20 protein-coding genes and 1 pseudogene are annotated in these 24,525 nt (G+C 63.4%); 16 read left to right on the top strand and 5 right to left on the bottom strand.

Going from position 1 to position 24,525, the window contains the following annotated elements; genetic code table 11:
* Position 1: 1 nt before the first annotated feature.
* From DWF74_RS03505 to DWF74_RS03495, 3 genes and pseudogenes are all read left to right on the top strand, one after another.
* A pseudogene (locus DWF74_RS03505) lies at positions 2 to 1,297 on the top strand (effector protein Tle3 domain-containing protein); the annotation flags it as partial.
* Positions 1,297 to 2,892: a type VI lipase adapter Tla3 domain-containing protein gene (locus tag DWF74_RS03500; RefSeq protein ID WP_115580338.1), complete on the top strand. Its 1,596-nt coding sequence runs from the start codon at positions 1,297 to 1,299 to the stop codon at positions 2,890 to 2,892. The pseudogene DWF74_RS03505 and the gene DWF74_RS03500, both read left to right, overlap by 1 nt.
* Before the next feature lie 18 nt (positions 2,893 to 2,910).
* Positions 2,911 to 3,171, top strand: coding sequence for a PAAR domain-containing protein (locus DWF74_RS03495; RefSeq protein WP_115580337.1), 261 nt, complete (start codon positions 2,911 to 2,913; stop codon positions 3,169 to 3,171).
* Between the two features lie 125 nt (positions 3,172 to 3,296).
* Here the strand turns inward: DWF74_RS03495 and DWF74_RS03490 are convergent, their stop codons facing one another.
* Positions 3,297 to 3,899 carry a DUF4265 domain-containing protein gene (locus DWF74_RS03490; protein ID WP_240322023.1) on the bottom strand — a complete coding sequence of 201 codons (603 nt, stop codon included), beginning with the start codon at positions 3,897 to 3,899 and terminating at the stop codon, positions 3,297 to 3,299.
* Positions 3,900 to 4,116: 217 nt separating this feature from the next.
* On the opposite strand from DWF74_RS03490, the gene DWF74_RS03485 reads away from it, so the two are divergent.
* From DWF74_RS03485 to DWF74_RS03460, 6 genes are read left to right on the top strand one after another with little or no spacing between them, the layout of a single operon-like run.
* Complete coding sequence (locus tag DWF74_RS03485; RefSeq protein ID WP_240322022.1) at positions 4,117 to 5,190, top strand: glycosyltransferase; 1,074 nt, start codon at positions 4,117 to 4,119, stop codon at positions 5,188 to 5,190.
* 53 nt (positions 5,191 to 5,243) lie between these two features.
* Positions 5,244 to 6,266, top strand: a complete 1,023-nt coding sequence (locus DWF74_RS03480; RefSeq protein ID WP_115580335.1) for a hypothetical protein — start codon at positions 5,244 to 5,246, stop codon at positions 6,264 to 6,266.
* Positions 6,263 to 6,997 (top strand): hypothetical protein, encoded by a 735-nt coding sequence (locus tag DWF74_RS03475; RefSeq protein WP_115580334.1) that lies wholly within the window; start codon positions 6,263 to 6,265, stop codon positions 6,995 to 6,997. Before DWF74_RS03480 ends, DWF74_RS03475 begins: the two co-directional genes overlap by 4 nt.
* Positions 6,994 to 8,088, top strand: coding sequence for a hypothetical protein (locus DWF74_RS03470; RefSeq protein WP_115580333.1), 1,095 nt, complete (start codon positions 6,994 to 6,996; stop codon positions 8,086 to 8,088). Before DWF74_RS03475 ends, DWF74_RS03470 begins: the two co-directional genes overlap by 4 nt.
* A 51-nt stretch (positions 8,089 to 8,139) precedes the next feature.
* Positions 8,140 to 8,763, top strand: a complete 624-nt coding sequence (locus DWF74_RS03465; RefSeq protein ID WP_115580332.1) for a phosphatase PAP2 family protein — start codon at positions 8,140 to 8,142, stop codon at positions 8,761 to 8,763.
* A complete protein-coding gene (locus tag DWF74_RS03460; protein ID WP_115582413.1) occupies positions 8,750 to 9,715 on the top strand; it encodes a fatty acid desaturase family protein in 966 nt (321 codons plus the stop codon). The genes DWF74_RS03465 and DWF74_RS03460 overlap by 14 nt, the downstream gene beginning before the upstream one ends.
* On the opposite strand, the gene DWF74_RS03455 is transcribed toward DWF74_RS03460, so the two are convergent.
* The 4 genes from DWF74_RS03455 to DWF74_RS03440 all read right to left on the bottom strand — a co-directional run bounded on the left by DWF74_RS03455 (position 9,685) and on the right by DWF74_RS03440 (position 15,806).
* Positions 9,685 to 11,307: an EAL domain-containing protein gene (locus tag DWF74_RS03455; RefSeq protein WP_115580331.1), complete on the bottom strand. Its 1,623-nt coding sequence runs from the start codon at positions 11,305 to 11,307 to the stop codon at positions 9,685 to 9,687. The genes DWF74_RS03460 and DWF74_RS03455 overlap by 31 nt on opposite strands.
* Positions 11,308 to 11,483: 176 nt before the next feature.
* Positions 11,484 to 13,223, bottom strand: a complete 1,740-nt coding sequence (locus tag DWF74_RS03450; RefSeq protein WP_115580330.1) for a dipeptidase — start codon at positions 13,221 to 13,223, stop codon at positions 11,484 to 11,486.
* Positions 13,224 to 13,434: 211 nt separating this feature from the next.
* Positions 13,435 to 14,679 carry a saccharopine dehydrogenase family protein gene (locus tag DWF74_RS03445; protein WP_102863073.1) on the bottom strand — a complete coding sequence of 415 codons (1,245 nt, stop codon included), beginning with the start codon at positions 14,677 to 14,679 and terminating at the stop codon, positions 13,435 to 13,437.
* A 29-nt stretch (positions 14,680 to 14,708) separates the two neighbouring features.
* Positions 14,709 to 15,806 carry a carboxynorspermidine decarboxylase gene (locus DWF74_RS03440; protein WP_102863074.1) on the bottom strand — a complete coding sequence of 366 codons (1,098 nt, stop codon included), beginning with the start codon at positions 15,804 to 15,806 and terminating at the stop codon, positions 14,709 to 14,711.
* 354 nt (positions 15,807 to 16,160) lie between these two features.
* Here DWF74_RS03440 and DWF74_RS03435 point away from each other — a divergent pair, with 354 nt between their 5' ends.
* From DWF74_RS03435 to DWF74_RS03405, 7 genes are all read left to right on the top strand, one after another.
* Positions 16,161 to 17,486 carry a flavin-containing monooxygenase gene (locus DWF74_RS03435; protein WP_115580329.1) on the top strand — a complete coding sequence of 442 codons (1,326 nt, stop codon included), beginning with the start codon at positions 16,161 to 16,163 and terminating at the stop codon, positions 17,484 to 17,486.
* Entirely contained in the window at positions 17,486 to 17,896 is a 411-nt protein-coding gene (locus DWF74_RS03430; protein ID WP_115580328.1) for a RidA family protein, read from the top strand. Before DWF74_RS03435 ends, DWF74_RS03430 begins: the two co-directional genes overlap by 1 nt.
* Positions 17,897 to 17,966: 70 nt before the next feature.
* Complete coding sequence (locus DWF74_RS03425; protein ID WP_102863076.1) at positions 17,967 to 18,644, top strand: DUF1028 domain-containing protein; 678 nt, start codon at positions 17,967 to 17,969, stop codon at positions 18,642 to 18,644.
* Positions 18,637 to 19,800 (top strand): acetylornithine deacetylase, encoded by a 1,164-nt coding sequence (gene argE / locus DWF74_RS03420; RefSeq protein WP_115580327.1) that lies wholly within the window; start codon positions 18,637 to 18,639, stop codon positions 19,798 to 19,800. Before DWF74_RS03425 ends, argE begins: the two co-directional genes overlap by 8 nt.
* 221 nt (positions 19,801 to 20,021) lie before the next feature.
* Positions 20,022 to 21,512 carry an aldehyde dehydrogenase gene (locus DWF74_RS03415; protein ID WP_102863078.1) on the top strand — a complete coding sequence of 497 codons (1,491 nt, stop codon included), beginning with the start codon at positions 20,022 to 20,024 and terminating at the stop codon, positions 21,510 to 21,512.
* A gap of 108 nt (positions 21,513 to 21,620) precedes the next feature.
* Positions 21,621 to 23,069, top strand: a complete 1,449-nt coding sequence (locus DWF74_RS03410; protein WP_102880187.1) for an APC family permease — start codon at positions 21,621 to 21,623, stop codon at positions 23,067 to 23,069.
* A gap of 2 nt (positions 23,070 to 23,071) precedes the next feature.
* Positions 23,072 to 24,484 (top strand): aspartate aminotransferase family protein, encoded by a 1,413-nt coding sequence (locus DWF74_RS03405; RefSeq protein WP_102863080.1) that lies wholly within the window; start codon positions 23,072 to 23,074, stop codon positions 24,482 to 24,484.
* Positions 24,485 to 24,525 lie beyond the last annotated feature (41 nt).

Raw genomic sequence — 24,525 nt, 5'->3', positions numbered from 1 at the left:
CACCCTCAAGGGCATTCTCCAGTTCATTGCCCAGAGACCGAACCCGGTTCCGGCACTGTCCAGCGTCGCGCTGAGAAACTGCCAGGGGTATGGCGCCATTGGCGGGCCGGGCTGGAGCGGCGGTCCTGCGTCGCACAGCACAATCGATGGTCAGCGCGTCTCATTCAATGAACGTGACAACCGTGGCTGCAGCTACCTTTACTTCACTCCTCAGGACCAGACCGTGGGCCTGGGCAACGTCCAGGGTATCGGTTGGCAGGGCGTCGGCGACACCGTGGATGGCCTGCCGGCGCGAACGCAGCTGCCGCTGAGTTTCCATCAGCGGATCTTTACCTTGCGCAAGCGCAACAACGAAAAGGAAGCCGTCGGCAAACAGGTTCCCCCCTACATCTACCCACTGCTGCTTGAGGGGGAGGCAACCTGGGAGGACACCGGTTTAGGACTGCTGGATCGCAGCGCAAGGGCCAATCTCAAACCGGGGGCACGGGTGATGTTGACGGCTCCACAATTGCCCATACCGGCAGAAACCGATTTCGCCACTGATGGCGTCATGACTGCGCCTGGTGAGGATTCGGACAGTGGCGTGTACCAGATAATGGACACACTGGACCCCATCGATGCCGCTATTGGCCTGAGCAATGACAAGTCGCTGCGTATCAAGTCGGCCTGGCGCCCGAAGGACACGCAATACGCCCGTCAGGAGACGATGGAGGAGGCCATTGCCTTCAAGCATGGCCGTGATGTCGCGAGCGTTAAAAAGGCCCGCGACGAGATCTACGAGGTGTCCCAGCACGCTCACGTGTTTGCGGTACGGGCGATGGGTGATGGCCAGGTCCTGGTGACGCGTGGAGAGACTCCCTATGAGGCTCGTTTGCGCCTGCAAAGGGAGGCGTATCAAGAGCCGCAGTCGTTTCACTCGGGGATTCCTAACAACCCGGAGCACAGTCGACGAGTCCTGGCCTATGACGTGGCGATTGGGGCAGGGGAGAGTGTGGATGATGTGACGTTCTATGCGTATTTGTGTCGGGTGGCGGATTGGCGGTTGGATTGGAAGAGGACTGATGAGGTCATAACTGGTCAAGATGATCAGGCTCCTGATCAACCAGATGAAGCGATTGAAACGTTTTATCTACAAGAGCAAGCCACTAACCGAAAATTAATCGATGCCACGATTGAATATCGAACTACAGGGACGCTACCTAGTTTGGTCGGGGACACTATGCCCTCTTTAGTAGGGGCCCAGACATGGGGCGAAGAAAAACTTGGCAAACCCATCCGCTTTGGGGGTAAAGCCTGATGCGCAGCTTATTCCAGTGTTTATTGATTGCCAGCTTGCTAGTGGCCAGTCATCAGTCTGAAGCGGACGAAATCTCATTGATAACAGTTCGCTGTTTTGCCAGCCCTGCTACGGCCGTTATTGCCAATATCCCTGTCAAGGAGGCGGCTTCAATGCCCACCAATACTCGCTACCGCGCCCCAACCATGTCGCCTCGCCTTGAAACCCTGGATGTGCTCAGCATTGGCGTGAGTCTGGATGTTTTTCGCCAGGGAGATATCTGGAAAACTTTGCAAGAGCAGAATGCGAGAGAGCCGGAGGCTCTGCATGTCGGCAGTATCCTGCCCATGGACCCGAAGAAATACCCGGTGACTGCCGATGATAAAAATATGGCTTATACAAAACGCAAAGCCGATGCATTGGAACTGGGATTACGCAATTTTTTAGAAAAGTGGCCAATTCCCACCATTACGGTTGTCCGTGGTTGGAGTCCTCAAACACCGAACCTGCGGTTCAGGCCTGAAAGAACCCAAGTAATGCTCACCAGTATGGTGAATAGTTACCGGACAGACTCGGGCTTACATTGGCATCGCATCCAAAATGTTCAGGATGGAATTGTCTGCAACGACACTCCTGAAGCATTGGTAGAAAACCTGTTCCGACTTTTCGAGCACAACCCTGATCTTCCTGCTGTTCTGGTTTATAGCGTTGAAGGCATCAATATGGCTGGCGCTCTATCAAGCAAGGACATTTCCTTAAAATCGCTTGGGGCTGTCGCGGGCCCACGCCAACCTGACAAACTCACCGACGCCATGGTCGCCTTAGTCGTCGGCCGCCCCGAACGTGTCGAATGGCTGCGCTATTACGCCCCCTTCACCAAGGTCAACCAGAACAAGATCGATCCTGAATTCACCGGTTGGGGCTGGCGTAAACCTCCCGTCGAGTTCCAACCTTCTGAGTTCATCCCGCAACCCTGGACCGAGCGCGCTTTTGAACAATGGGACGCCTTGCCAGTGCTGGCCAGGATTCATCGCCCGGTTACGGTTTCCCTACAGCGCCCGGACAATGGCGAACGCCTCAAGCGTGAAGCCTTGACCACGCAACTGGCCGCTGGCTGGAAAAAAGCCACTGATGCCGTTGCACCAGCACCGGCTCGGGTGTTCTACGACGGCGGCCTGAACAGCACGCCTCTGGCCGAGTTGCTGCCCGCGTTGACGGCTGCCCGCAGCTCGTTGGATTTGCTCGACTCCCGTGAGGGCTACGACCTGACCCAGCGTTTGGGCGATACCGGCGCCGCCTCGCCGTTCGTGGGTATCGCGCTGGCGACCATGGCCAGTTACCAGAATGCCGATACCAGCGTGGTGATGCCCATGCGTCGACAGGACCAGGTTACGATCATCAGCGTGACTTCGCCGACACCCGGTAAAAAACCTCTCGACAACAAGTTCGGCGTCAACCTGATGCCTCAAACTGCCAGCCATGACGACGGCGCCTCGGTAAAGCCCGCGCCGGCTGCTCCTGCCGCATCGCGGATGTCGGTTGTGGAAGAGGACTACACGCTGGAAGAGTTTCTGGCCGAGTTGAGGCCCAAGGACAATTGGATGGATGACCTTTAAGGTCGCTAAGGAGTGGGCATGGAGATTATTCGACTTGGGGACAGTACCAGTCATGGCGGTACTGTGATTGAGGCATTCGGCCAGACCGACTTGAACGGGAAACCCATGGCGGGTGTCGGGCACAAGGTTGTGTGCCCTCTGTGCAAAGGGGTGTTTCCTATTGCAGAAGGCAGTGCCCTGTTGGATGTCGGTGGTATTGCGGTGGCCCTTGACGGTATGAAAACCGCGTGTGGCGCCAGCCTGATCGCGAGCGGTCCCAAAGCAAGCGCGGCGCGTTAGCCGGGTATCGGCGTCGAAGTGTTCAAGAGCGCAGGGGGGCTGGCGCTGATCGATGAGCCACGGTCACGGCTTCTCAGGCCGTGCCATGGAGTGCCGTGGCGCTTGCCTTCTACTGAGCTGGCCGCTCAATGGGTCATGCGTGGTAACGATGCCAGGGATGAGCATTGCGATTGTCGTGCGAAGTCGATCCCGTGATGCTGCAGGCAGGCGTCTTCATAGGCGATCTGGTCATCGTCTGCGATCGAGCAAAGGTAGGCGTCTATAGGTTCGAAGCGGCACTCTGGCGCTATATCAACCGAGAAGAGCGACAGGCTATGAGTCACTGAACAGTGGGCACCCAACTGTTGCAGTGTCTTGATGATGTTGGCTTTGTCCTGTGCATTTTCAGCGAAGACTCTGAGGGTGGAGTGGCCTCCTTGTTGAATAACGACGGTAGCGATCAGCTCGTTGTTTTCCTGTCGCGTATCAATCAGGTCGCCTTTGCTGAGTCCATAAATGTAATAGGGCGTGTTGTCGACGATGTAGGTCGTTTCGCCTTGTTTGATGCCCCAAAGGGATTCGGCAGCGCAGGGTGGGTAACCGTCATCGTCCTGTTTCAGGAGGATGGTGATCTTGTGAAAGACTTCTGGGTGATGCTGTTTCATGCCCATGGGCTCCGCCCGCTCGAACGTGTCCGAGAGTAGTGATAGCTGATTCGCGCCGAAGAATACCTTATTCAATCGCTCCATCAGGACAGATTCCAGCGACTGTGTGGGGGGCACTTCAATGGTGCTCCTGAAGAATCCGGGGTCTTGAATCGCAGCGGGGTCCAGCGACTGCGTTGGCCATCACAGGGGGGCGCACTTGGCGTTTGAATAATCTCGGGAATAATGCTGTGATTGCGCCCGTCGCGCCCCCGGGTGGCCGCGCTTTTTTCAGAGATTCAGTGAAATGGATAGCCAAGCAATGACAACCAGGACGTCGCAGCTGCCTCCCGGCAGCGATAGGCGCGAGCGCCTGGAAGGTATCGCAGCCCATGCCGCGCTGGTGTTGGAGACCAACAACCTGCGTGGCGGCAAGGATGCACAGGAGGCCTTGAACAGCCTCAAGCGGCTGATCGCACGCCTTGCCCGGCAGAGTCTGCCTCCCCAGAGTTTTGCCCAGTGGGTCATCACCCACGATGGCCTCGATCCTGTGGCGCGCCAGGCCCTGTGTGCACTGGCCGGACGGGAACTGGACTTTGTCGAGATCGATACCCTCACCGGTTACTACGATGCCAAGAATGTCGGCTTCGACGCGGTCGATCAGGGGCGTTGCCAGTACGTGGTCTTTGCCGATGCCGATTGCATTCCCTGTAGCCATTGGCTGGAGCAGTTGCTCGTGCCTTTCGCCGAGGACGACGCGCCGTTGGCGGTTGCCGGGCGTACCAGTTATGCGCCCAGCGTCGCCGGCAGTGCCCTGACCGCCATCGACTTCATGTACTTCCCCAGCCCCTTGCGCCGCGGCGCCACGCGTAACTTCTACGCCAACAACGTGGCCTTTCGCTGTGACACCTTCGAGCAATATCGCTATGAGCCGCTCGATGGCATCTATCGCGCCCATTGCCAGGTCATGGGCCTGCGCCTGCAAGCGGCGGGCGTGGCGGTGGTCTATGCGCCAGGCGCCCATACCGAGCATCGACTGCCCGACAGCCAGGGCGAAGTGCTCAAGCTGCGCTGGCTCAGGGGCGGTGACAGCGTCGGCCTGACCCCCTATCTGGTCCGCGCCTATATGCCGGGCTGGCTGCAGTGGCTTGGGCGCAGTGGTCCGATCGGCCCGCTGTGCGTGATGCTCGGGCGCCTCGGCTACAGCCTGCGGGCCCTCAACCATCAGGACTTGCCGCCCTTGCGTGGGCTCCGACGTCTTGGGGCGACGCTGGTGGTCATCGGCATGTCGTTGCTCGACACCGCTGGCGCTGTGGTGCGTGGCATGGGCATCAGTGTCGGGCGCCGCAGCGCCGCTCACAGTGAAGCCTTGTCGTATCACCGCAACCTGGATTGATCCCCGTCGTGCCGTATCGTCGCACGCCGCCTGCGTGCCCACAGGACTCCCCCATGAAAACATCTTCGCTCGCTTCATTCGGCTACTCCCTGGCCTGCCTGGCACTGTTGGCATTGAGCGGCCAGGCCAATGCCGCGCCTTCCGAGTTCAGTGGTCGCGGGGTGTTTCACTTCGCCTCGGACAGTGGCTGCGCGACCGTCACCCGCAGCACCGACCGCGACTGCAACCGGATTGCCCTGGATGTGGCAGATGCCCGGGCCAGCGTCGACCCGCAAACCCACGCCATCGTGATTGGCGCTGACGACCACCATGACAGCAAGACGGTGATCGGCGACGTGCTGCTGCACGGCAGTGGCATCGCCGCCGATGGCCAGCGCGTGCCGCTGAGCCTGCAGGTGCTGTTGCGGCGCTCGGGCACGAAGTGGAAGTCCGACACCTATGTGCACTCGCCCGTGCGCGGCAAGTTCAGCGACATCGTCCTCGCCCCCTATCAGATCAGCGTCCGCGAAGGCACCGGCGAGCGTGTGCTGTTCACCGCCGAGCAGGCGCGCAAGGTCCTGGCGCAGCCGTCAATCGCCGCGCGAGTGGCCAGTTACTTCGTGGTCGTGCGTCCCAGCGATGCCCAGAGCCCGGCGGCCGACGACATCACCATCGGCCTGGGTGTCGGGCGGCTGTCCAAGTCAGTGATGCGTGCCAGCTTCAGCGCCACGCAACCGGGCACTGGCGAGCTGGATGCGTTGCTGGCAACGGGCACCTGGAACCTTAACCTGCATGCCCTGAGCGGCCAGATTCCGTTGTGGGTGGTTCAGCGCCAACTGTTCGTGTTCGGCCTTGAGGACAGTCCTCTGCTCAAGGAGGTGCGCCAACGCGGCCTGAACAAGCGCGACACCCTGGAATTGGGCGCGGTCAACGGCAAGGGCTACCTGCGTTACAACGGCCATGAACAACCCTTTGCCAATGCCGGGGCGTCCGGAACGGCCTTTATGCGTGACAGCTTTATCGGCCTGATCCTGGCCTGGCACCGCAGCCAGCAGGTGGCCACGGCATCCGCCACTGCCCCGCAGCCCGCGCAATGAGTGGGGGTGAAGCGGTCGCCACCGAGGCGGACTTCAGCTGCCTGAGCATGCCTCAGGCCCAGGGCCTGAGGGCGGTGCAGGCGCGCCTGGTGGATCGCATCAAGCGCGCTGCGCTGCGGCGCCTGCACCGTAGCCCCCGCGGGGAGCGCTTGTTGTTGCGCATGTACCTGGCCGGCGAAGACGCCACCGAGCGCACACTGCTGGAAGACTTGCTCCCCCAGTCACCGCCCTGGCTCGAGCGTCAGGTGCAACAGCACCTGGCCGATGAGCGTCGCCATGTGACGCTGTTTGCCGACGCTTTGCGCGGCCTGGGCGACGACGGCTCGGTGCGCCTGGAGCCGGACTGGCTCAGCCGGCGCAAGATCCGCCGCTGGCAGCGCCTGGCCCATCGCTATGCGGCACATTTCGAGCATGGCCTGCTGGTGCCGGCCTACGCCACCGGGCTCTGTGCCGAGCAGATGGCCCAGCGGGTATTGAGCCGCCACTGTGCGGTGATAGGCACCGGGCATGAGCTGTATCCGTTGCTGTCGCGGGTCCTGGCCGACGAGAAGGCCCACGTGCGCTTGTGCGAGAACACCTTGCGCCGCATTGTCGCGCCCCATGAGTCGGTACACCTGGACCTGTTGCTCAAGGACATTCGCGCAGTGGATGCCAGTTTCGGCGTGACCGGTGCCCTGGCCATGTACGTCGCCGGTTGGGTCCTGGGCGGTGTGGGCAGCGCGGCCCGATGAATAAACGGATTCTTTACCTGGCGACCGCCGATGCCCGTGGCCACCTGATGCGCGCGCAGTTGCTGGTGCATGCCCTGCACGAGGCGGGAGCCCAGGTCGAGGTGCTGACGACCTCGGAGCAGGGGCAGCACTTTCTGCAACGTTTCGGCATCGAGGCCGAGCTGCTGTCCAGACACTATGCGGTGCAGTTCGACAGCGAGCAGAACATGCTGCGCCACGCCACCAATCGCAATGTCGCCCATTACCTGTTTCGTCCCGGGCGGATGCTGCGGGATATTCTCCATCTGGGGCGCAGGCTGCGCAGTGTGGATCTGGTGATCAACGACTCCTTCCATCCGGCGCTGCTGTACATGGGCATGCTGCCGGGATGGCGACGCAAGGTCGTGCACGTGTACGGCGCGAGCCTCAAGGTGGCGTTGCTGAACAATTTCGCGGGCATGTGGCCGCGGCAGTTCGGGCGGTTGTTCGGCTGGATTGTCGACCGTCAGATCAACGCGGCGCGAGCCCGCATCGAGCATGATTTCGCCTATGAAGTGGACGACACCCAGGCGCCGTTGCTGTATCGCCTGCCGACTCCGGTGGCCCTGGCGGCGGTGATGCCGGAACCTGCGGCCCCCGGGGCTGCTGTGTACCTCAATCCGCATTTCAGCGAGCCCAGCCTGGCCGATGCCTTGGGTGCGGGCCTGGAGGACGCCGGCCTGGACGCGCATCGGGTGGGCGAGGGCTATGCCGGGCGCCATGGCTGGCTCGGGGTCGACCCGCACTGGGCCAGCCGCGCCGCCCAGGCCCGGCTGATAGTGTCAGCGCCGGGCATGGCGGCACTGTCCATCGCTCGGGTCTATCAGCGGCCGATCCTCCTGGTGCTCAGCGATCAGCCCGAACAGACCAGCAACGCGGCGCGTGCCGCCCAGCTACAGCTGCTGCATCGGGTGGTGACCTGGCGCGGCGACGCCGCGGACTTTCGCCGCCAGGTGACTGCGGCGGCGCAGCAATTGACTGCAGCGGCGGGGACCGAGTCGACAGCGGCTGCCGGTCGGGCGCGGGCCCAGGGGCGGATCGACGCCTGGGTCAGCCGCCTGCTCAGTCTGTGAACGCGCCGCTGTGGGCCGTGATCCACTCTTGTATCCACTAAGCGAGCAGCCATGAGCAATCCCTTGCCCAGCCCGACCCCGAGAGCCAACTATCGACAGACGCTGGTCGCGCTGTTGGGACTGTTGCTGGGCCTGAGCATTTTCATCGGCGTGCAGCGACTGATCACGCCGCGCTACACCTGGGTCACGCCGCTGGATGAATGGATTCCTTTCATTGCCCAGTCCTGGTGGCTGTACGTGCTGTTCTTTCCCTTCGTGCTGCTGGCGGCGACCTACGCCAGTGCTGAAGCGTTCAGGGTGTTCAAGAACGCCACGGGGATGGCTTTCGCCATTGCCCTCCTGTGTTTCTGGCTGTTCCCCGAGCACCTGCCCAGGCCCGATCTTGGCAACCTCGACAATGCCTTTTTGCATCAGCGCCTGAGCCGCATGTGGCAGCTGGACCTGGCGTCCAACGGCTGCCCCAGCCTGCATGTGGCGGTAACGTGCCTGGCCTGCCGTGCGCTCTGGTCCCACCCCGGCAAATGGCTGATCGGCATCACCGGCCTGCTGATCTGCCTGTCGACCCTGACCCTCAAGCAACACACGCTGCTGGATGTCGCAGGCGGCCTCCTGCTGGCCCTGGCCTGCGCCCTGGCCACCCAACGACAAGGAAACCATGCCCGTGTCCCAGCCTAATGCCCGCGCCGGCGACAATCAGGCGCTCAAGGCCTTTGTCCCGACCGCTGAGCTGTTTGTCCTCAAGCCCTGGATCGGGATGCTGGCGCTGCTCGCCGACTGGCTGCTGATCGCTGCCGCGTTCGTCTGTGCCGCACGCTGGCCGCATCCCGTCACCTACCTGTTGGCGGCGCTGATCATTGCCCGCAGCCAGTTGGCCCTGGCGGTGATCATGCATGAGAGTGCCCACGGCCTGCTCCTGCGCCGGCAGGCATTCAATGATGGCGTGGGTCAGCTGTTGGCGGCTGGCCCGCTGTTTCTTTCCATGGCTACCTACCGCGCCGGCCACCTGAAGCACCACCGGCAGCCGATGCTGCATGACGACCCGGTGATGGCGGTGTTTGGCATGGGGGACTACCCGCTGCCTCGGGGCAAGCTGGCCAGGCGCTTGCTGGCGGACCTGTTCGGGGTGGGCTACTTCATCAGTGCCTGCAAATTTGCCCGGGGTGACTACCGCGCCATCATGCCCAAGGTCGACAAGTCTGCGGGGCAGGTGTCCTGGGAGATCTGTTCAATGCTGCTGGTCAACGGCGTGCTGTTCGGCTTGCTGAGTGCGTTCGGGCACCCCTGGCTCTACCTGGGTCTGTGGTTGTTGCCGGCCATCACGTTGCTGCCCTTGATGGGCCGGGTCCGGGCGCTGATGGAGCACGCCGGCTTGCCCGCCCATGCTGACCAGAGCCAGAACGCCCGCAGCATCGTGCGTCCAAACGGGCAGACCTTCTTCTTCGGCCCCCATGGGATTCACTACCACATCGAGCATCACCTCTATGTGCGCGTGCCGTTCTACCATTTGCGCCGCCTGCATGAACAACTGGCAGCGCGGCAGTTGCTGCCTGCGGCGAATCTCTATGGCGGCTACATCGCGGTACTGCGGGATGTCAGCTACCCGGCGTTGAAGCCGCCGGCGGCCTGACTCTCTGCGACGTCCCCGGTCCCATCCCCCGGATGCTGATCGATGAACTCCCGCAGGTGCTGAATGCTCATGGGGCGGCCGAACAGCCAGCCTTGGGCGTACTGCACGCCATGTTTGCGCAAAATGTCGCGCTGGAGCGGATTTTCGACGCCTTCGGCAATCATCTGCAGGCCTAGGGAGCGCGCCAGTTCGATGATGTGCATCGTCACCAGGCTGGTGGGGGCGTCGGTGCCCAGGGTGTCGACAAACATCTTGTCGATCTTCAGGTAGTCCAACTCATAGGTGGCCAGGTACGACAGGCTGGAATGACCGGTGCCGAAGTCGTCGATGGCCACCTGGAAACCGTTGGCCCTGACCGCCAGTAGTACGGCGCGGGACTTGTCGGGGTCCATCAGGCCGCGCTCGGTGATTTCCACCATCAGGCTGCGCGGTCCCATGCCGGCTTCTTCGGAGAGTTTCTTCAAGCGCTGTTCGGCGTCCTGGGTCTTCAGATCCTCGCTGGAAAGGTTGATGGCGATGTGCAGGCGTTCATCGGCGCGCAGCAGTTCCGCGGCATCGCGCACCACGATTTCCATGACCCGGGCGGTGATGCGCTGGATCAGTCCGTTGGCTTCGGCCATGGGAATGAAGACACTGGGGCTGATCAGCTTGCCGCCCTGGGTGCGCCAGCGCGCCAGGGCCTCGGCACCGACGCAGCGGCCATTGTGCAAGTCGATGATGGGCTGGTACTCGATGAAAAACTCGTCGCGTTCCAAGGCCGCCTGCAACTCCCCCTTCAGGGACAGGCGGCGCCGGGCCAGATAGGCGACCAGAGCGGCCAACAGCAGGCCCAGCACCAGCCCCAGAGGCGCGATGATCAGCGCGAGGCGCCGTACCCGCTCGGCCACCACCGATGAGGATTGGGCGGCCAATGCCGCGGTTTCGCTGTTGGACGCCGGCACAATGACGACGAAGTAGCCGTCATCTTCGAATTCCAGCGCTTTGCCATCGCCGCTGTAGCGCTGTACCCATTGCTCCTTCACCACGCCGCGCTGGCCGATGATGCTGCGCAGCCGGGTTTGTAGGAAGGCGCTGGACACCGATGACTGCTGATTCAGCAGGTCCAGGGCAAAGTCGGGGTGAATGATGGCGGCGTAGTTGTCCCGGGCCACCAGGGTAAACACCTGATCCGGCAGACCGGGCAGATGTACTTTGTTCCAGAAGCGCAGGCCGCTGGGGTCCGGCCCCGAAAAAGCGCCCAACGCCAGGGGTTCGGTTTGGGCTTGCAGGGTATTGCACAGCAGCGTCGAGCCGGCCATGCCGGCCATGCCCACGATGTAGCGATAGCCCAGTACCAGTCTGTGCATGTCTTGGAGCTGTTGGCTGGAACAGAAGGCTTGAGGAGGTTGCTGGTTGAGCTGGCTGATGGCGGTATTGATCTGTGCGCGCTGCAGGCGGGCACGCTCCAGAACGTCGTTGGCCACCTCGTGCAACGAGGACATGACCGCTTCGCGGCCCTGGTTTTGGGCCAGGTAGAGGGACAGCGACAGGGGCGCAAGCAGTGCCAGCAAGCCAACGGCACAGGCCAGCAGGAGGACACCCGGCTTGTTCATTGAACGCTCCGTGACCCAATGACGGCCTCGTCAGTGCCTGGCGCGACCTTGATGACGTTCGGGAAAGCGGGCAGGAACCTGCCCAATGGCTAATGGGGTGCAAGTATAGAAGGCGCTGGGCAATCAATCGGAACAAGGCCATCGGACCCGCCATTGCAGCGGGTCCGACAGGCGTGTCAAAGCTTGGGCAGTTGCCCGATACGTCCGACCATTTCGGTGACGATCTGCAAGTCCAGGAGGAACTGGTCCACGGTCTTGAACTCGTTGTCGGTGTGGCCGGTGTACTTGACTTCGGGCCGCGCCAGGCCGAATTGCACGCCGTTGGGCAGTTCATGCACCGAGGTGGCGCCAGCGGAGGTGCCGAACTGGTGTTGCATGCCCAGGTTCTCGCTGGCCACCGCCAGCAAGGCCTTGACCCATTCGCCTTCGGGGTTGCGGTACATCGGCGCGGCGATGGAGGTGTCGAGCGTCACCGCCACCTGGGTCTTCTTGCTCCAGGCCGCCAGCTTGTCGGTGATTTCAGCCTTCAGCGCGTCCGGGGTCTTGCCCTTGGGCACTCGCAGGTTGACCGCCAGCTTGAAGGCTTTGTCATCCACGCCGACGAAGGTCGGGGACGTGGTCAGCGGCCCCATGAAGGCGTCGGCGAAACCGATGCCCAGCTTGTTCCCCAGGTAGTCCAGGCCCCAGTTGTCGGCGGCGTAGCGGGCACCGTCGGTGAACGCGTTGTGCTTGAGGGCGATCTTGCCGTCGAGGCTGTTGATGAAGTCCAGCATCCGCGCCACCGGGTTGACCCCGGACTCGGGTTCGGAGGAGTGGGCGGACACGCCGGTGACGGTCAACTGCACATCCTTGCCCACCACCTTGGCGGTCACCTGGAAGTTGCCGCCGTTGGCCTTGGCATAGGCGGCACCGGCTTGCTGCAGGCTGGCCACCAGTTCGGCGGGGGTGTCGGTCTTGAAGGTGGCCACCGAGGTGGAAGGAATCTGGTTGGTGGCCAGGCCACCGGTCAGCCCGGTCATTTCCGCGCCCTTGCCTTCGGCGGCACGCCGGGCAAAGGTCGCCATCACCGTGCCGTAGCCTTTCTCGGCGATCACCACCGGGTAGCCGCCATCCAGCGCCAGGTTGTAGTTGGGCGTCGGGTTGCGTTCGAAGTAGTAGGGGATGGCGTCGCCGCTGGTTTCCTCGGTGGTGTCCACCAGCAGTTTGAAGTTGCGCGCCAGGGGCAGCTTCTCTTCCTTGATGATCTTCATGGCGTAGAGCGCGACCACGATGCCGTTCTTGTCGTCCTCGGTGCCGCGGCCGTACATGCGGTCGCCGATCAGGGTGACCTTGAACGGGTCGAGGCGGGTGCCGTCTTCCAGGACCCAGTTTTCCGGGGTGACCGGCACCACGTCGGCGTGGGCGTGGATACCGACCACTTCGTCGCCGGTGCCGCCCAGGGAGATCTCGTAGACCCGGTTGTCGATGTTGCGAAAGTTCAGGTTGAAGGCCTTGGCCAGGCCCTGGATCTTCTCGGCGATCTTGAGAAACTCGGGGTTCTTGTACTGCGGCACACCGTCGATGTTGAAGGTGGGAATGGCCACCAGTTCACGCAGGGTCTCGGTGGCGGCCTTGCCGTACTTCACCCGGGCGTAGAGGCCTAGCAGGCGATGGATCTCGTTCTGCTGTTCGGCGGACAGGCTCTTGTTGTCGAGAAAGGCGCTGATGGCCGGGCCCAGGTTGGCGTCCTTGCCCGCTTCGCTCTTGGCCAGGCTGCCGAGGAACTGACGGAAGTCGCTGACCGAGTGGTCACTGAAGGACTTGAGGATGGCCGCGCTCTGTTGCGGGGTGATATTGGCCTGGGCGAAGCTTGAGAACGCGGACAGGCTGGCGAGCATCAGGGTGGCCGCAGCCAGGTGCTTGAGAGAAAAATCCATTGTTGAGGGCATTCCTTTGCAGGTTATGAGTGGGAAGTGTCTGATGTTTCAGACAGAAACGTTCCCAAGCTAACACTACGAAGGAGGGCGACGGGAGTCCCGGATGTGGGATCTGTCGCACAGAAAGGCAAAAGCGGCGCACAAACGAAAGATGTTACAGGGCGGGGAACAGCGGGCGCCTGGGTCGGCGCCCGCTGTGGGTGGGGCAGGATCAGATGGCGGCGTCCCAAGGACGATCGCCATGCTCGTCCTTGATGCGGGTCGGCAGGCCCATCACGTCCAGCGCCTTGAGGAACGGCTTGGCCGCCAGTTCCTCGACGTTGACCATGCGTTGCACGTCCCACTCGCCACGGGCGACCAGCAGGGCGGCAGCCACTGGCGGTACACCGGCGGTGTAGGAAATGCCCTGGCTGTCGGTCTCGGCGTAGGCTTCTTCGTGGTCAGCCACGTTGTAGATGAAGACTTCGCGCGGCTGGCCATCCTTGGTGCCCTTGACCAGGTCACCGATGCAGGTCTTGCCGGTGTAGCCCGGGGCCAGGGAGGCCGGATCAGGCAGCACGGCCTTGACCACTTTGAGTGGCACCACTTCCAGGCCTTCGGCGGTCTTGACCGGTTGCTCGGAGAGCAGGCCGAGGTTGCGCAGCACGGTAAACACGTTGATGTAGTGCTCGCCGAAGCTCATCCAGAAGCGCACGTTGGGCACGTCGAGGTTTTTCGACAGCGAGTGCACTTCGTCGTGGCCGGTCAGGTACAGGTTCTGCGAGCCGACCACGGGCAGGTCGTCGGTACGCTTGACTTCGAACATGGTGTTGCTGGTCCACTGGCTGTCTTGCCAGCTCCACACCTGTCCGGTGAATTCGCGGAAGTTGATTTCCGGGTCGAAATTGGTGGCGAAGTATTTGCCGTGGGAACCGGCATTGACGTCGAGAATGTCGATGGAATCAATGCGGTCGAAATGTTCTTGCTTGGCCAGGGCGGCATAGGCGTTGACCACGCCCGGATCGAAGCCCACGCCGAGAATGGCGGTGACTTTCTTCTCCTGGCATTCCTCGAGGTGCTTCCACTCGTAGTTGCCGTACCAGGGTGGGGTCTCGCAGATCTTGCCCGGCTCTTCGTGGATCGCGGTGTCCAGGTAGGCCACACCGGTATCGATGCAGGCACGCAGCACCGACATGTTGAGGAACGCGGAGCCGACGTTGATGACGATCTGCGACTCGGTCTCGCGGATCAGCGCCTTGGTCGCTTCGATGTCCAGCGCGTTGAGGGCGAAGGCTTTTATTTCAGCGGGCTGTTTGAGGCTGCCCTTGGCCTTGACGCTGTCGATGATGGCCTGGCATTTGGAGATGTTGCGCGACGCGATAGCAATACGACCGAGTTCGTCGTTGTGCTGCGCGCACTTGTGGGCCACCACCTTGGCGACACCTCCTGCACCAATGATAAGAACATTCTTCTTCAATTTATTTACTTCTCCTCGTGTCTGTCCGCTCAGGAAAGGCTGGACAGGTAGTCTTCGAAACCAAACTCGCGCACCACGTCGATGCTGCCATCGAGTTGTTTCACGACAATGGACGGCATTTTCAGACCGTTGAACCAGTTTTTCTTGACCATGGTGTAACCCGCAGCGTCGATGAACGACAGTCGATCGCCGATGGCCAGCGGACGATCAAATTGGTATTCGCCGAAGATGTCCCCGGCCAGGCAGGATTTGCCACACACCATGTAGGTATGTTCACCCGTGCTTGGTGACAGCTTGGCGTTCAAGCGATAAATCAGCAGGTCGAGCATGTGGGCTTCGATGGAACTGTCCACCACCGCCAGGTGCTTGCCGTTGTACAGGGTGTCGAGCACGGTCACTTCCAGGGACGCGCTCTGGGTGATGGCGGCTTCGCCCGGCTCCAGGTAGACCTGTACGCCGTACTTCTCGGAGAACGCCTTGAGGCGCGCGCAGAAGGCGTCCAGGGCGTAGTCCTCGCCGGTGAAATGAATGCCGCCGCCGAGGCTGACCCATTCCACCTTGTGCAGCAGGTGGCCGAAGCGCTCTTCGATGGTGGTCAACATCTGGTCGAACAGGCCGAAGTCGCCGTTCTCGCAGTTGTTGTGGAACATGAAGCCGGAGATCTGTTCGATCACGCCTTCGATCTTCGCCGGGTCCCACTCGCCCAGGCGGCTGAACGGGCGCGCCGGGTCGGCCAGCAGGTAGTCCGAGCTGCTCACCTGGGGATTGACCCGCAGGCCGCGGACCTTGCCGCTGGAGGCATCGGCAAAGCGCTGCAGCTGGCTGATGGAGTTGAAGATGATCTTGTCGCAGTTGGCGAGCATGTCCTCGATCTCGTCGTCGGCCCAGGCCACGCTGTAGGCATGGGTTTCGCCTGCGAACTTCTGCCGGCCGAGCTTGAGCTCGTACAGCGACGAGGAGGTGGTGCCGTCCATGTACTGCTGCATCAGGTCGAACACCGACCAGGTGGCGAAGCACTTGAGGGCCAGCAGGGCCTTGGCGCCGGACTGCTCGCGCACGTAGGCGATCTTCTGCATGTTGCTCAAAAGCTTCTGCTTGTCGATGAGGTAGTACGGCGTCTTGATCATTTCAGGGTCTCCGGCAGGGCCAGCCAAAAAGGTAGGCATTGTGCCCTCAGTGCCTGCAGATCGAAAGCACGGAAATGCATTTTCGCCGGGTAATCATCTGAACGGCCAAACTGATCAGTCTGATGGCCGCGGGTCAGCGCCCGGACGTCCCCGACCACGGTCCGGCCTCGTGCAACCCGGGGCCGCAGGCCCTCGTGCTGCCTCGTTTTTTCTTATCCAGGGAGCACATTTTTAGTCATTTTCCTTCGCCGACGTCTGTCGCACCATCTGCTGCATCCGACTCACACCCGGGTTCTGAACCAGGTGTCCAGCGCTTGCGCTGACGCCCTTCGTCTTGCAGAAGGACACACATACATGACCGTAGAACAAATACAAGTGGATACCCTGGTGGTCGGCGCGGGCCAGGCCGGCGTGGCCATGAGCGAACACCTGAGCAAGCTCGGGGTGCCCCATCTGGTGCTGGAGCGCAGCCGCATCGCCGAGGCCTGGCGCACCGGACGCTGGGACTCGCTGGTGGCCAACGGGCCGGCCTGGCATGACCGCTTTCCCGGCCTGGAATTCGATACCCCTGCCGATGCCTTCCCGGCCAAGGATCAGGTGGCGGACTACTTCGAGGCCTATGCCCGCCAGTTCAATGCGCCGATCCGCACCGGTGTGGAAGTGCGCAAGGTGCAGCGCAATGTCGGACGCCCCGGCTTCACCGTCGAGACCTCCGAGGGGGTGATCCAGGCCCAGCGCGTGGTGGCCGCCACCGGACCTTTCCAGCGCCCGGTGATTCCGCCGATTGCGCCCAAGGATGCACGGGTTGAGCAGATCCATTCCGCCGCCTACCGCAATCCGCAGCAACTGCCGGCGGGTGCGGTGCTGGTGGTGGGGGCGGGTTCCTCCGGCGTGCAGATTGCCGATGAGCTGCAGCGAGCGGGGCGCCAGGTCTACCTGTCGGTGGGGGCCCATGACCGTCCGCCGCGTTCCTACCGTGGCCGGGACTTCTGCTGGTGGCTCGGGGTGCTGGGAGAATGGGATGCGGAGATTGCCAAACCGGGCCGGGAGCACGTGACCATTGCTGTCAGTGGTGCCCGCGGCGGCCAGACCATCGACTTCCGCGCCCTGGCCCATCAAGGCATCACCCTGGTGGGGCTGACCCAGGCCTTCGACGGTGAGCGCGTAACCTTCCGGGCGGACCTGGTGGACAACCTGGCCCGAGGCGACGAGAACTACCTGGCGCTGCTGGACGCGGCCGATGCCTATATCGCCCGCAACGGCCTCGACCTGCCGCCGGAGCCCGAGGCTCGGCAGCCAGTCCCTGATCCGCAGTGCGTGAAACAGCCGATCCTGGAGCTGGACCTGCTGGCGGCCGGGGTCACCTCGATCATCTGGGCCACCGGCTATGCCGTGGACTTTTCCTGGCTGCAGGTGGATACCTTCAGCGAACAGGGCAAGCCCCTGCACCAGCGCGGTGTGTCCCGCGAACCCGGGGTCTATTTCCTCGGCCTGCCCTGGCTGTCGCGTCGGGGTTCCTCCTTTATCTGGGGCGTCTGGCACGACGCCAAGCACGTCGCCGATCACATCGCGACCCAGCGCAAATACCTGGCCTACAGCCAAGCCCGGCAGTCCTCGACGCAGACTTCAGCGCAACCAGAGACACCGATCCGCAACCTCGACAGCGTGGGAGCCCACTGATGCCTACTCATACCCGTATTCGCATGTTCAACACCAAGGACACCTATCCCAACCAGTCCCTGGACAATGACCTGTGCCAGGCGGTGCGTGCCGGCAACACGGTGTACGTGCGCGGTCAGGTCGGCACTGATTTCGACGGCCGGCTGGTGGGCCTCGGCGACCCGCGAGCCCAGGCCGAACAGGCGATGAAAAACGTCAAGCAACTGCTGGAAGAAGCCGGCAGCGACCTGTCCCATATCGTCAAGACCACTACCTACCTCACCGACCCGCGTTACCGCGAGCCGGTCTATCAGGAGGTGGGCAAGTGGCTCAAGGGCATATTCCCGATTTCCACTGGCCTGGTGGTCTCGGCCCTCGGCCAGCCGCAGTGGCTGATGGAAATCGACGTGATCGCGGTCATTCCCGAGTGACCCCTGTGCGGTTGTTTCCAGCGGCGCCGAGTCGAGCGTCCATGCAGGCCCAGTGGGCCAAGGAGTTGCCATGACTTTTTCCATCGTTGGCCGCTGTGCCGAAACCGGCCAGTTGGGCATCGCCATCAGTTCGTCAAGCATCGCCGTCGGTGCTCGTTGCCCCTGGGTGCGAGCGGGAGTGGGGGCGGTGGCCACCCAGAACGTGACCCTGCCGGCCCTGGGGCCGCAGATTCTCGATCTGCTGGAGAACCACAAGCTCGATCCCGGCACGGCCCTGGACAAGGCCCTGGGCAGCAACGGCTGGAGCCAGTACCGCCAGGTGACGGTGATCGACGGCCAGGGGCGCACAGCGCTGTTCAGTGGCCAGCAAGCCCTGGGCCTGCACAACGCGCTGGCCGGCGAACAATGCGTGGCCGCCGGCAACCTGCTGGCGGGCACAGGCGTGATCGAGGCCATGGTCGAGGCGTTCGAACAGACGCCGGGGATTCTCGTCGAGCGCCTGCTGGCGGCCATGCACGCGGCGATGGCTGCCGGGGGCGAGGCGGGGCCGGTGCATTCGGCGGCGCTGAGCGTGGTGGACGACCTGACCTGGCCCATCGTCGACTTGCGGGTGGACTGGGCCGATGAAGACCCCATCGGCCAGTTGGCCGGCCTCTGGCAGGCCTATCGGCCGCAGATGCAGGACTACCTGACCCGGGCCCTGGACCCCACGGCGGCGCCCAGCTACGGAGTGCCGGGCAATGAGTGAGCATTCGAGCCGCGAGCTGCTGGCGCGGTTGGTGGGTTTTGCCACGGTCAGCCGCGACTCCAACCTGGAGCTGATCGGTTTTATCCGCGACTACCTGGCGGGCCACGGGGTGGACAGCGAACTGATCTACAACCCGCAGCGCACCAAGGCCAATCTGTTTGCCAGCATCGGTCCCGGCGATCGCAGCGGTGTGGTGCTGTCCGGGCACACCGACGTGGTGCCGGTGGATGGCCAGGCCTGGAGCGTCGAGCCGTTTGTCTTGAGCGAGCGGGAAGGGCGCCTGTACGGCCGTGGCACCGCCGACATGAAGGGCTTTATCGCCTCGGTGCTGGCGGCGGTGCCGGGCTTGGTCCGGCGAGAGCTGCGCATACCGATCCACCTGGCCTTTTCCTATGACGAGGAGGTGGGCTGCCTGGGCGTGCGGCCGATGCTCGAACGATTGCAGCAGCGCCGGCACAAGCCGTTGCTGTGCCTGATCGGCGAGCCCACCGAACTGCGCCCGGTGCTGGGCCACAAGGGCAAGCTGGCCATGCGTTGCCAGGTGCGTGGCGCGGCCTGTCATTCGGCCTATGCACCATATGGGGTCAATGCCATCGAGTACGCGGCGCGGCTGATCGGCAAGCTGGGGGAGATCGGCGGCCGACTGGCCCGTCCCGAACACCACGACCCGCGCTTCGATCCGCCGTTTTCCACGGTGCAGACCGGCACCATCAAGGGCGGCCGGGCGCTGAACATCGTGCCGGCGGACTGCGAGTTCGATTTCGAGGTGCGTACCCTGCCGGAGTTCGATGCCCAGGCCGTGGTGGATGAACTGCAGCGTTATGCCCAGGACCAATTGCTGCCGCAGATGCAGGCGGTACAGGCCGACACCGGGATCGCCCTGCAACCCTTGAGCGCCTACCCCGGGCTGGCCACCGCCGCCGACAGCGAAGCCGCCGAACTGCTGGCGTTGCTCAGTGGTTCGCGGGCGTTCGACACTGTGGCGTTCGGCACCGAGGGCGGGCTGTTTCATCAGGCCGGTATCCCCACGGTGGTCTGTGGCCCGGGCAGCATGGACCAGGGGCACAAGCCGGACGAGTTCATCAGCCTTGAGCAGTTGCACGCCTGCGACGCCATGCTGCGGCGCCTGGGGGATTGGCTGGAGCGTCCGACCTGACCTTGCCCAGCGCTTGACGAGTCTTGTTTCACGCCCCAGGCCATCTTCCGGATGGCCTGGGCGTTGGCGTTTGTGCGGCCCGGCCCAGGGCCTTGGCTACCGAGCTTTTTCATGGTGCCGGAGCATATTTTTAGTATTTTTCCTCTCGCTCGCGGTGACGCACCATCCTCCCTACCTACCTAACAACCAGGCCGTTACCACGGTCGACGAGGGAGTGCAGCGTGTTCGATCTCGGTTACTGGCAGCAGCGAGCTGCCCGGCAAACATTCATTGACCAGGCGCTGATCGGCGGCCAACGGTTGTCCGCCCAGTCCGGCGCCACGTTCGATGCCATCAACCCCGCCACCAATCAACGCTTGGCCCGGGTCAGCGCCTGTGGCGCCGCCGAAGTGGACCTGGCGGTGGCCGCCGCGCGCCGGGCCTTCGACCAGGGGCCCTGGGCGCGCATGGCCCCGGTGGAACGCAAGAAGGTACTGCTGCGTCTGGCCGAGCTGATGCTCGCCCACCGCGAGGAGCTGGCCCTGCTGGAATCCCTGAACATGGGCAAGCCGGTGATGGATGCCTGGAACATTGACGTGCCTGGTGCCGCCAACGTCTTCGCCTGGTACGCCGAAAGCGTCGACAAGCTTTACGATCAGGTGGCCCCCGGCGCCCGCACCAGCCACGCCAGCATCAGCCGTGAAGCCCTGGGGGTGATCGGCGCCGTGGTGCCCTGGAACTTCCCCCTGGACATGGCGGCCTGGAAGCTGGCGCCGGCCCTGGCGGTGGGCAACTCGGTGGTGCTCAAGCCCGCCGAGCAGTCGCCGTTCTCGGCCCTGCGCCTGGGCGAACTGGCCCTGGAGGCCGGGTTGCCGGAAGGGGTGCTCAACGTGGTGCCGGGCCTGGGCGTCGAGGCCGGTCGCGCCCTGGGCCTGCACCCGGATGTGGATTGCCTGGTGTTCACCGGCTCCACCGAAGTGGGCAAGTATTTCATGCAGTACTCGGCCCAATCCAACCTCAAGCAGGTCTGGCTGGAATGTGGCGGCAAGAGCCCGAACCTGGTGTTCGCCGACTGCCAGGACCTGGACCTGGCCGCCGAGAAGGCCGCCTTTGGCATCTTCTTCAACCAGGGCGAGGTGTGTTCGGCCAACTCGCGGCTGCTGGTGGAACGCAGCATTCATGACCCGTTCGTCGAGCGCCTGCAAGCCAAGGCTCGGGACTGGCGGCCGGGCAATCCCCTGGACCCGGCCAGCCGTGCCGGGGCCATGGTCGATGCCCGCCAGACCGCCAGCGTCATGGGCTATATCAAGGGCGCCCGGGAGCAGGGCGCCGAGCTGGCGTGCGGCGGCCGGCAACTGATCATCGATGGCAGCGACAACTACATCGAACCGACCATTTTCACGGGCGTGGATCGGCAGATGACCCTGTTTCGCGAAGAACTGTTTGGCCCAGTGCTGGCGGTGACCGCCTTTGACCACGAGGAACAAGCTGTAGCGCTGGCCAACGACAGCGTCTATGGCCTGGCGGCGTCGCTGTGGAGCGATGACCTCAACCGTGCCCACCGGGTGGCCCGGCAGCTGCGGGCCGGCACGGTGTCGGTGAACACCGTGGACGCCCTGGACGTCACCGTGCCCTTTGGCGGCGGTCGGCAATCGGGGTTTGGTCGCGACCTGTCGCTGCACGCTTTCGACAAGTACACCCAACTGAAAACCACCTGGTTCCAGTTGCGCTGAGCCATGCCTTGCGACCTGCTCGCCAGGTCCAGTGCCGCGCCGTCAGAGCGCGTCTTTACCTGCCGCTTCGGCGGCAGGCCCACAACAATAAAAAGCGGAGTGTGTGCCATGACTGCAAGTGTCTCCATCGGGGCTGCAAGCCCCCTGCAACGCGGCGGTTTGCGCCGGGTCCTGGGCCTGGGTTCGCTGGTCTCGGTAGCCGTCGGCCTGGTGGTGTCCCAGGGAGTGATGGTGCTGATGCTGCAAGGGGCGGGAATGGCCGGGCTGGGCTTCTTCATGCCCCTGCTGCTGGCCTATCTGATGGCCCTGACCTACGCGCTGTCCTTTTCCGAACTGGCGCTGATGGTGCCTCGGGCCGGCAGCTTGAGCAGCTACACCGAAGTGGCCATCGGGCACTTCCCGGCGATCCTCGCCACCTTCTCCGGCTACATGGTGGTGGCGATGTTCGCCCTGTCCGCCGAACTGCTGCTCCTGGACCTGATCATCGGCAAGGTCTACCCCGGCGCGCTGCCGCCGATGCTGGTGGCCTATGGCGTGCTGGGCACCTTCACCTTGCTCAATCTGCTGGGCATTGACGTCTTCGCCAAGCTGCAGACGGTCCTGGCGGTGGTGATGGTGGTGATTCTGCTGACCCTGGGCCTGGGCGCCATCGGCAGCGCGCAGGCGGATCTGCAACTGCCGCTGGATCAGGGCTGGAACCCGATGGAAGTGGGGGCGCTGGCGCTGGCCGCTATGGCCATCTGGGGCTTTGTCGGTGCCGAGTTCGTCTGCCCGCTGGTGGAAGAAACCCGCAACCCGGAACGCAATATCCCGCGCTCGATGATCATTGGCCTGAGCATCATTTTCCTGGTGATCACTCTGTATTGCCTCGGCGCACTGCTGTGCATTCCCCGGGAGCAACTGGCGAGCAACCCGCTGCCGCATTTCCTCTTCGCCACCTCGGTGTTCGGTGAGGCCGGCAAACTGTTCCTGGTGGGCGCGGTGATCACCGCGACCTGCAGCACGGTCAATTCGTCCCTGGCGGCGCTGCCGCGCATGCTCTACGGCATGGCTCAGAACGGCCAGGCCTTTCCCCAGTTCAAGCGCCTGAGTCCGCGCACCCGTACGCCCTGGGTGGCGGTATTGTTCATTGCCGCGCTCACGGGCCTGCCGATCCTGCTGCTGGGCCAGGACCCGGACTCCATCAGCCTGCTGCTGTTGGCCGCGGCCCTGGCCTGGCTCTTGGCCTACATCATCGTGCACATCGACGTGATCGCCCTGCGACGTCGCTACCCCGAGGCGCCACGGCCGTTCCGTTCACCCTTCTACCCCTGGCCCCAGGTGCTGGGCATCGTCGGCATGCTGTTTGCGATCTATCACGTCTCACCGTCGCCGCAGATGACCGCGCGGATCTTCGGCAGCGCCGGGGTGGTGCTCGGGGTGATCTCGGTGATTGCCGTGCTCTGGATCAAGCTGGTGATGCGCAAGCCACTGTTTGTTCCCGAGCCGCTGTTGCCCCTCGAACCGGGGCCCGCTGCAACCTCTTCCCTTGAACCCACTTGCCGTGCAGGAGAATGACCATGAGCGCTTCCAACCCTCAGCCAGACAACGCCCCGCAACGCAGCACCCAGGACTACCAGGCGGCCGACGCCGCGCACCATATCCATGCCTTTCTCGACCAGAAGGCGCTGAATGCCGAAGGCCCGCGGGTCATCGTCCGGGGCCAGGGCCTGCACCTCTGGGACAACGACGGCAAGCGCTACCTGGACGGCATGTCCGGCCTGTGGTGCACCAACCTGGGCTACGGCCGCAAGGACCTGGCGGCCGCCGCCAGCGCCCAGCTGGAACAGCTGCCGTACTACAACATGTTCTTCCACACCACCCACCCGGCGGTGGTGGAACTCTCGGAGTTGCTGTTCAGCCTGTTGCCGGGGCACTACAGCCACGCCATCTACACCAACTCCGGCTCCGAGGCCAACGAGGTGCTGATCCGCAGCGTGCGTCGCTACTGGCAGATCCTCGGCCAGCCGCAGAAGAAGGTGATGATCGGCCGCTGGAACGGCTATCACGGCTCGACCCTGGCGGCCACCGCCCTGGGCGGGATGAAGTTCATGCACGACATGGGCGGGTTGATCCCGGACGTGGCGCATATCGACGAGCCTTACTGGTTCGCCCACGAAGGCAACCTGACGCCCGCCGAGTTCGGTCTGCGCTGCGCCCGTCAGTTGGAAGAAAAGATCCTCGAACTGGGGGCCGAGAACGTCGCCGGTTTCATCGCCGAGCCGTTCCAGGGCGCGGGCGGCATGATCTTCCCGCCGGACAGCTACTGGCCGGAGATCCAGCGCATCTGCCGCCAGTACGACGTGCTGTTGTGTGCCGACGAAGTGATCGGCGGTTTCGGCCGTACCGGGGAATGGTTCGCCCACCAGCACTTCGGTTTCGAGCCCGATACCCTGTCCATCGCCAAGGGCCTGACCTCGGGCTACATCCCCATGGGCGGCCTGGTGCTGAGCAAGCGCATCGCCCAGGTGCTGGTGGAGCAGGGCGGGGTGTTCGCCCACGGTTTGACCTATTCCGGGCACCCGGTGGCGGCCGCCGTGGCCATCGCTAACCTCAAGGCCCTGCGCGATGAAGGCGTGGTGAGCCAGGTCAAGAACGACACCGGTCCCTACCTGCAGCAATGCCTGCGCGAAGTGTTCGGCAAGCATCCGCTGATCGGCGAGATCCAGGGCACCGGGCTGGTGGCGGCCCTGCAGTTCGCCGAGGACAAGGCCACGCGCAAACGCTTTGCCAACGAGAACGACATCGCCTGGCGCTGTCGCACCCTGGGCTTCGAAGAAGGCGTGATCATTCGCTCGACCTTCGGGCGCATGATCATGGCCCCGGCCCTGGTGGCCACCCGCGGTGATATCGATGAGTTGATCGACAAGACCCGGCGCGCGGTGGAACGCACGACCCAGGAAATCGAGGCCGGGCAACTGCCAACGGCCTGAGGGCTGCTGCTGGATCGAGCGCTTGTCGGCGCTGTTAAAAC

It is taken from the genome of Pseudomonas protegens (genome assembly GCF_003363755.1).
Classification (GTDB): domain Bacteria; phylum Pseudomonadota; class Gammaproteobacteria; order Pseudomonadales; family Pseudomonadaceae; genus Aquipseudomonas; species Aquipseudomonas danubii.
This window is presented reverse-complemented; position numbering and strand designations above follow the sequence as displayed.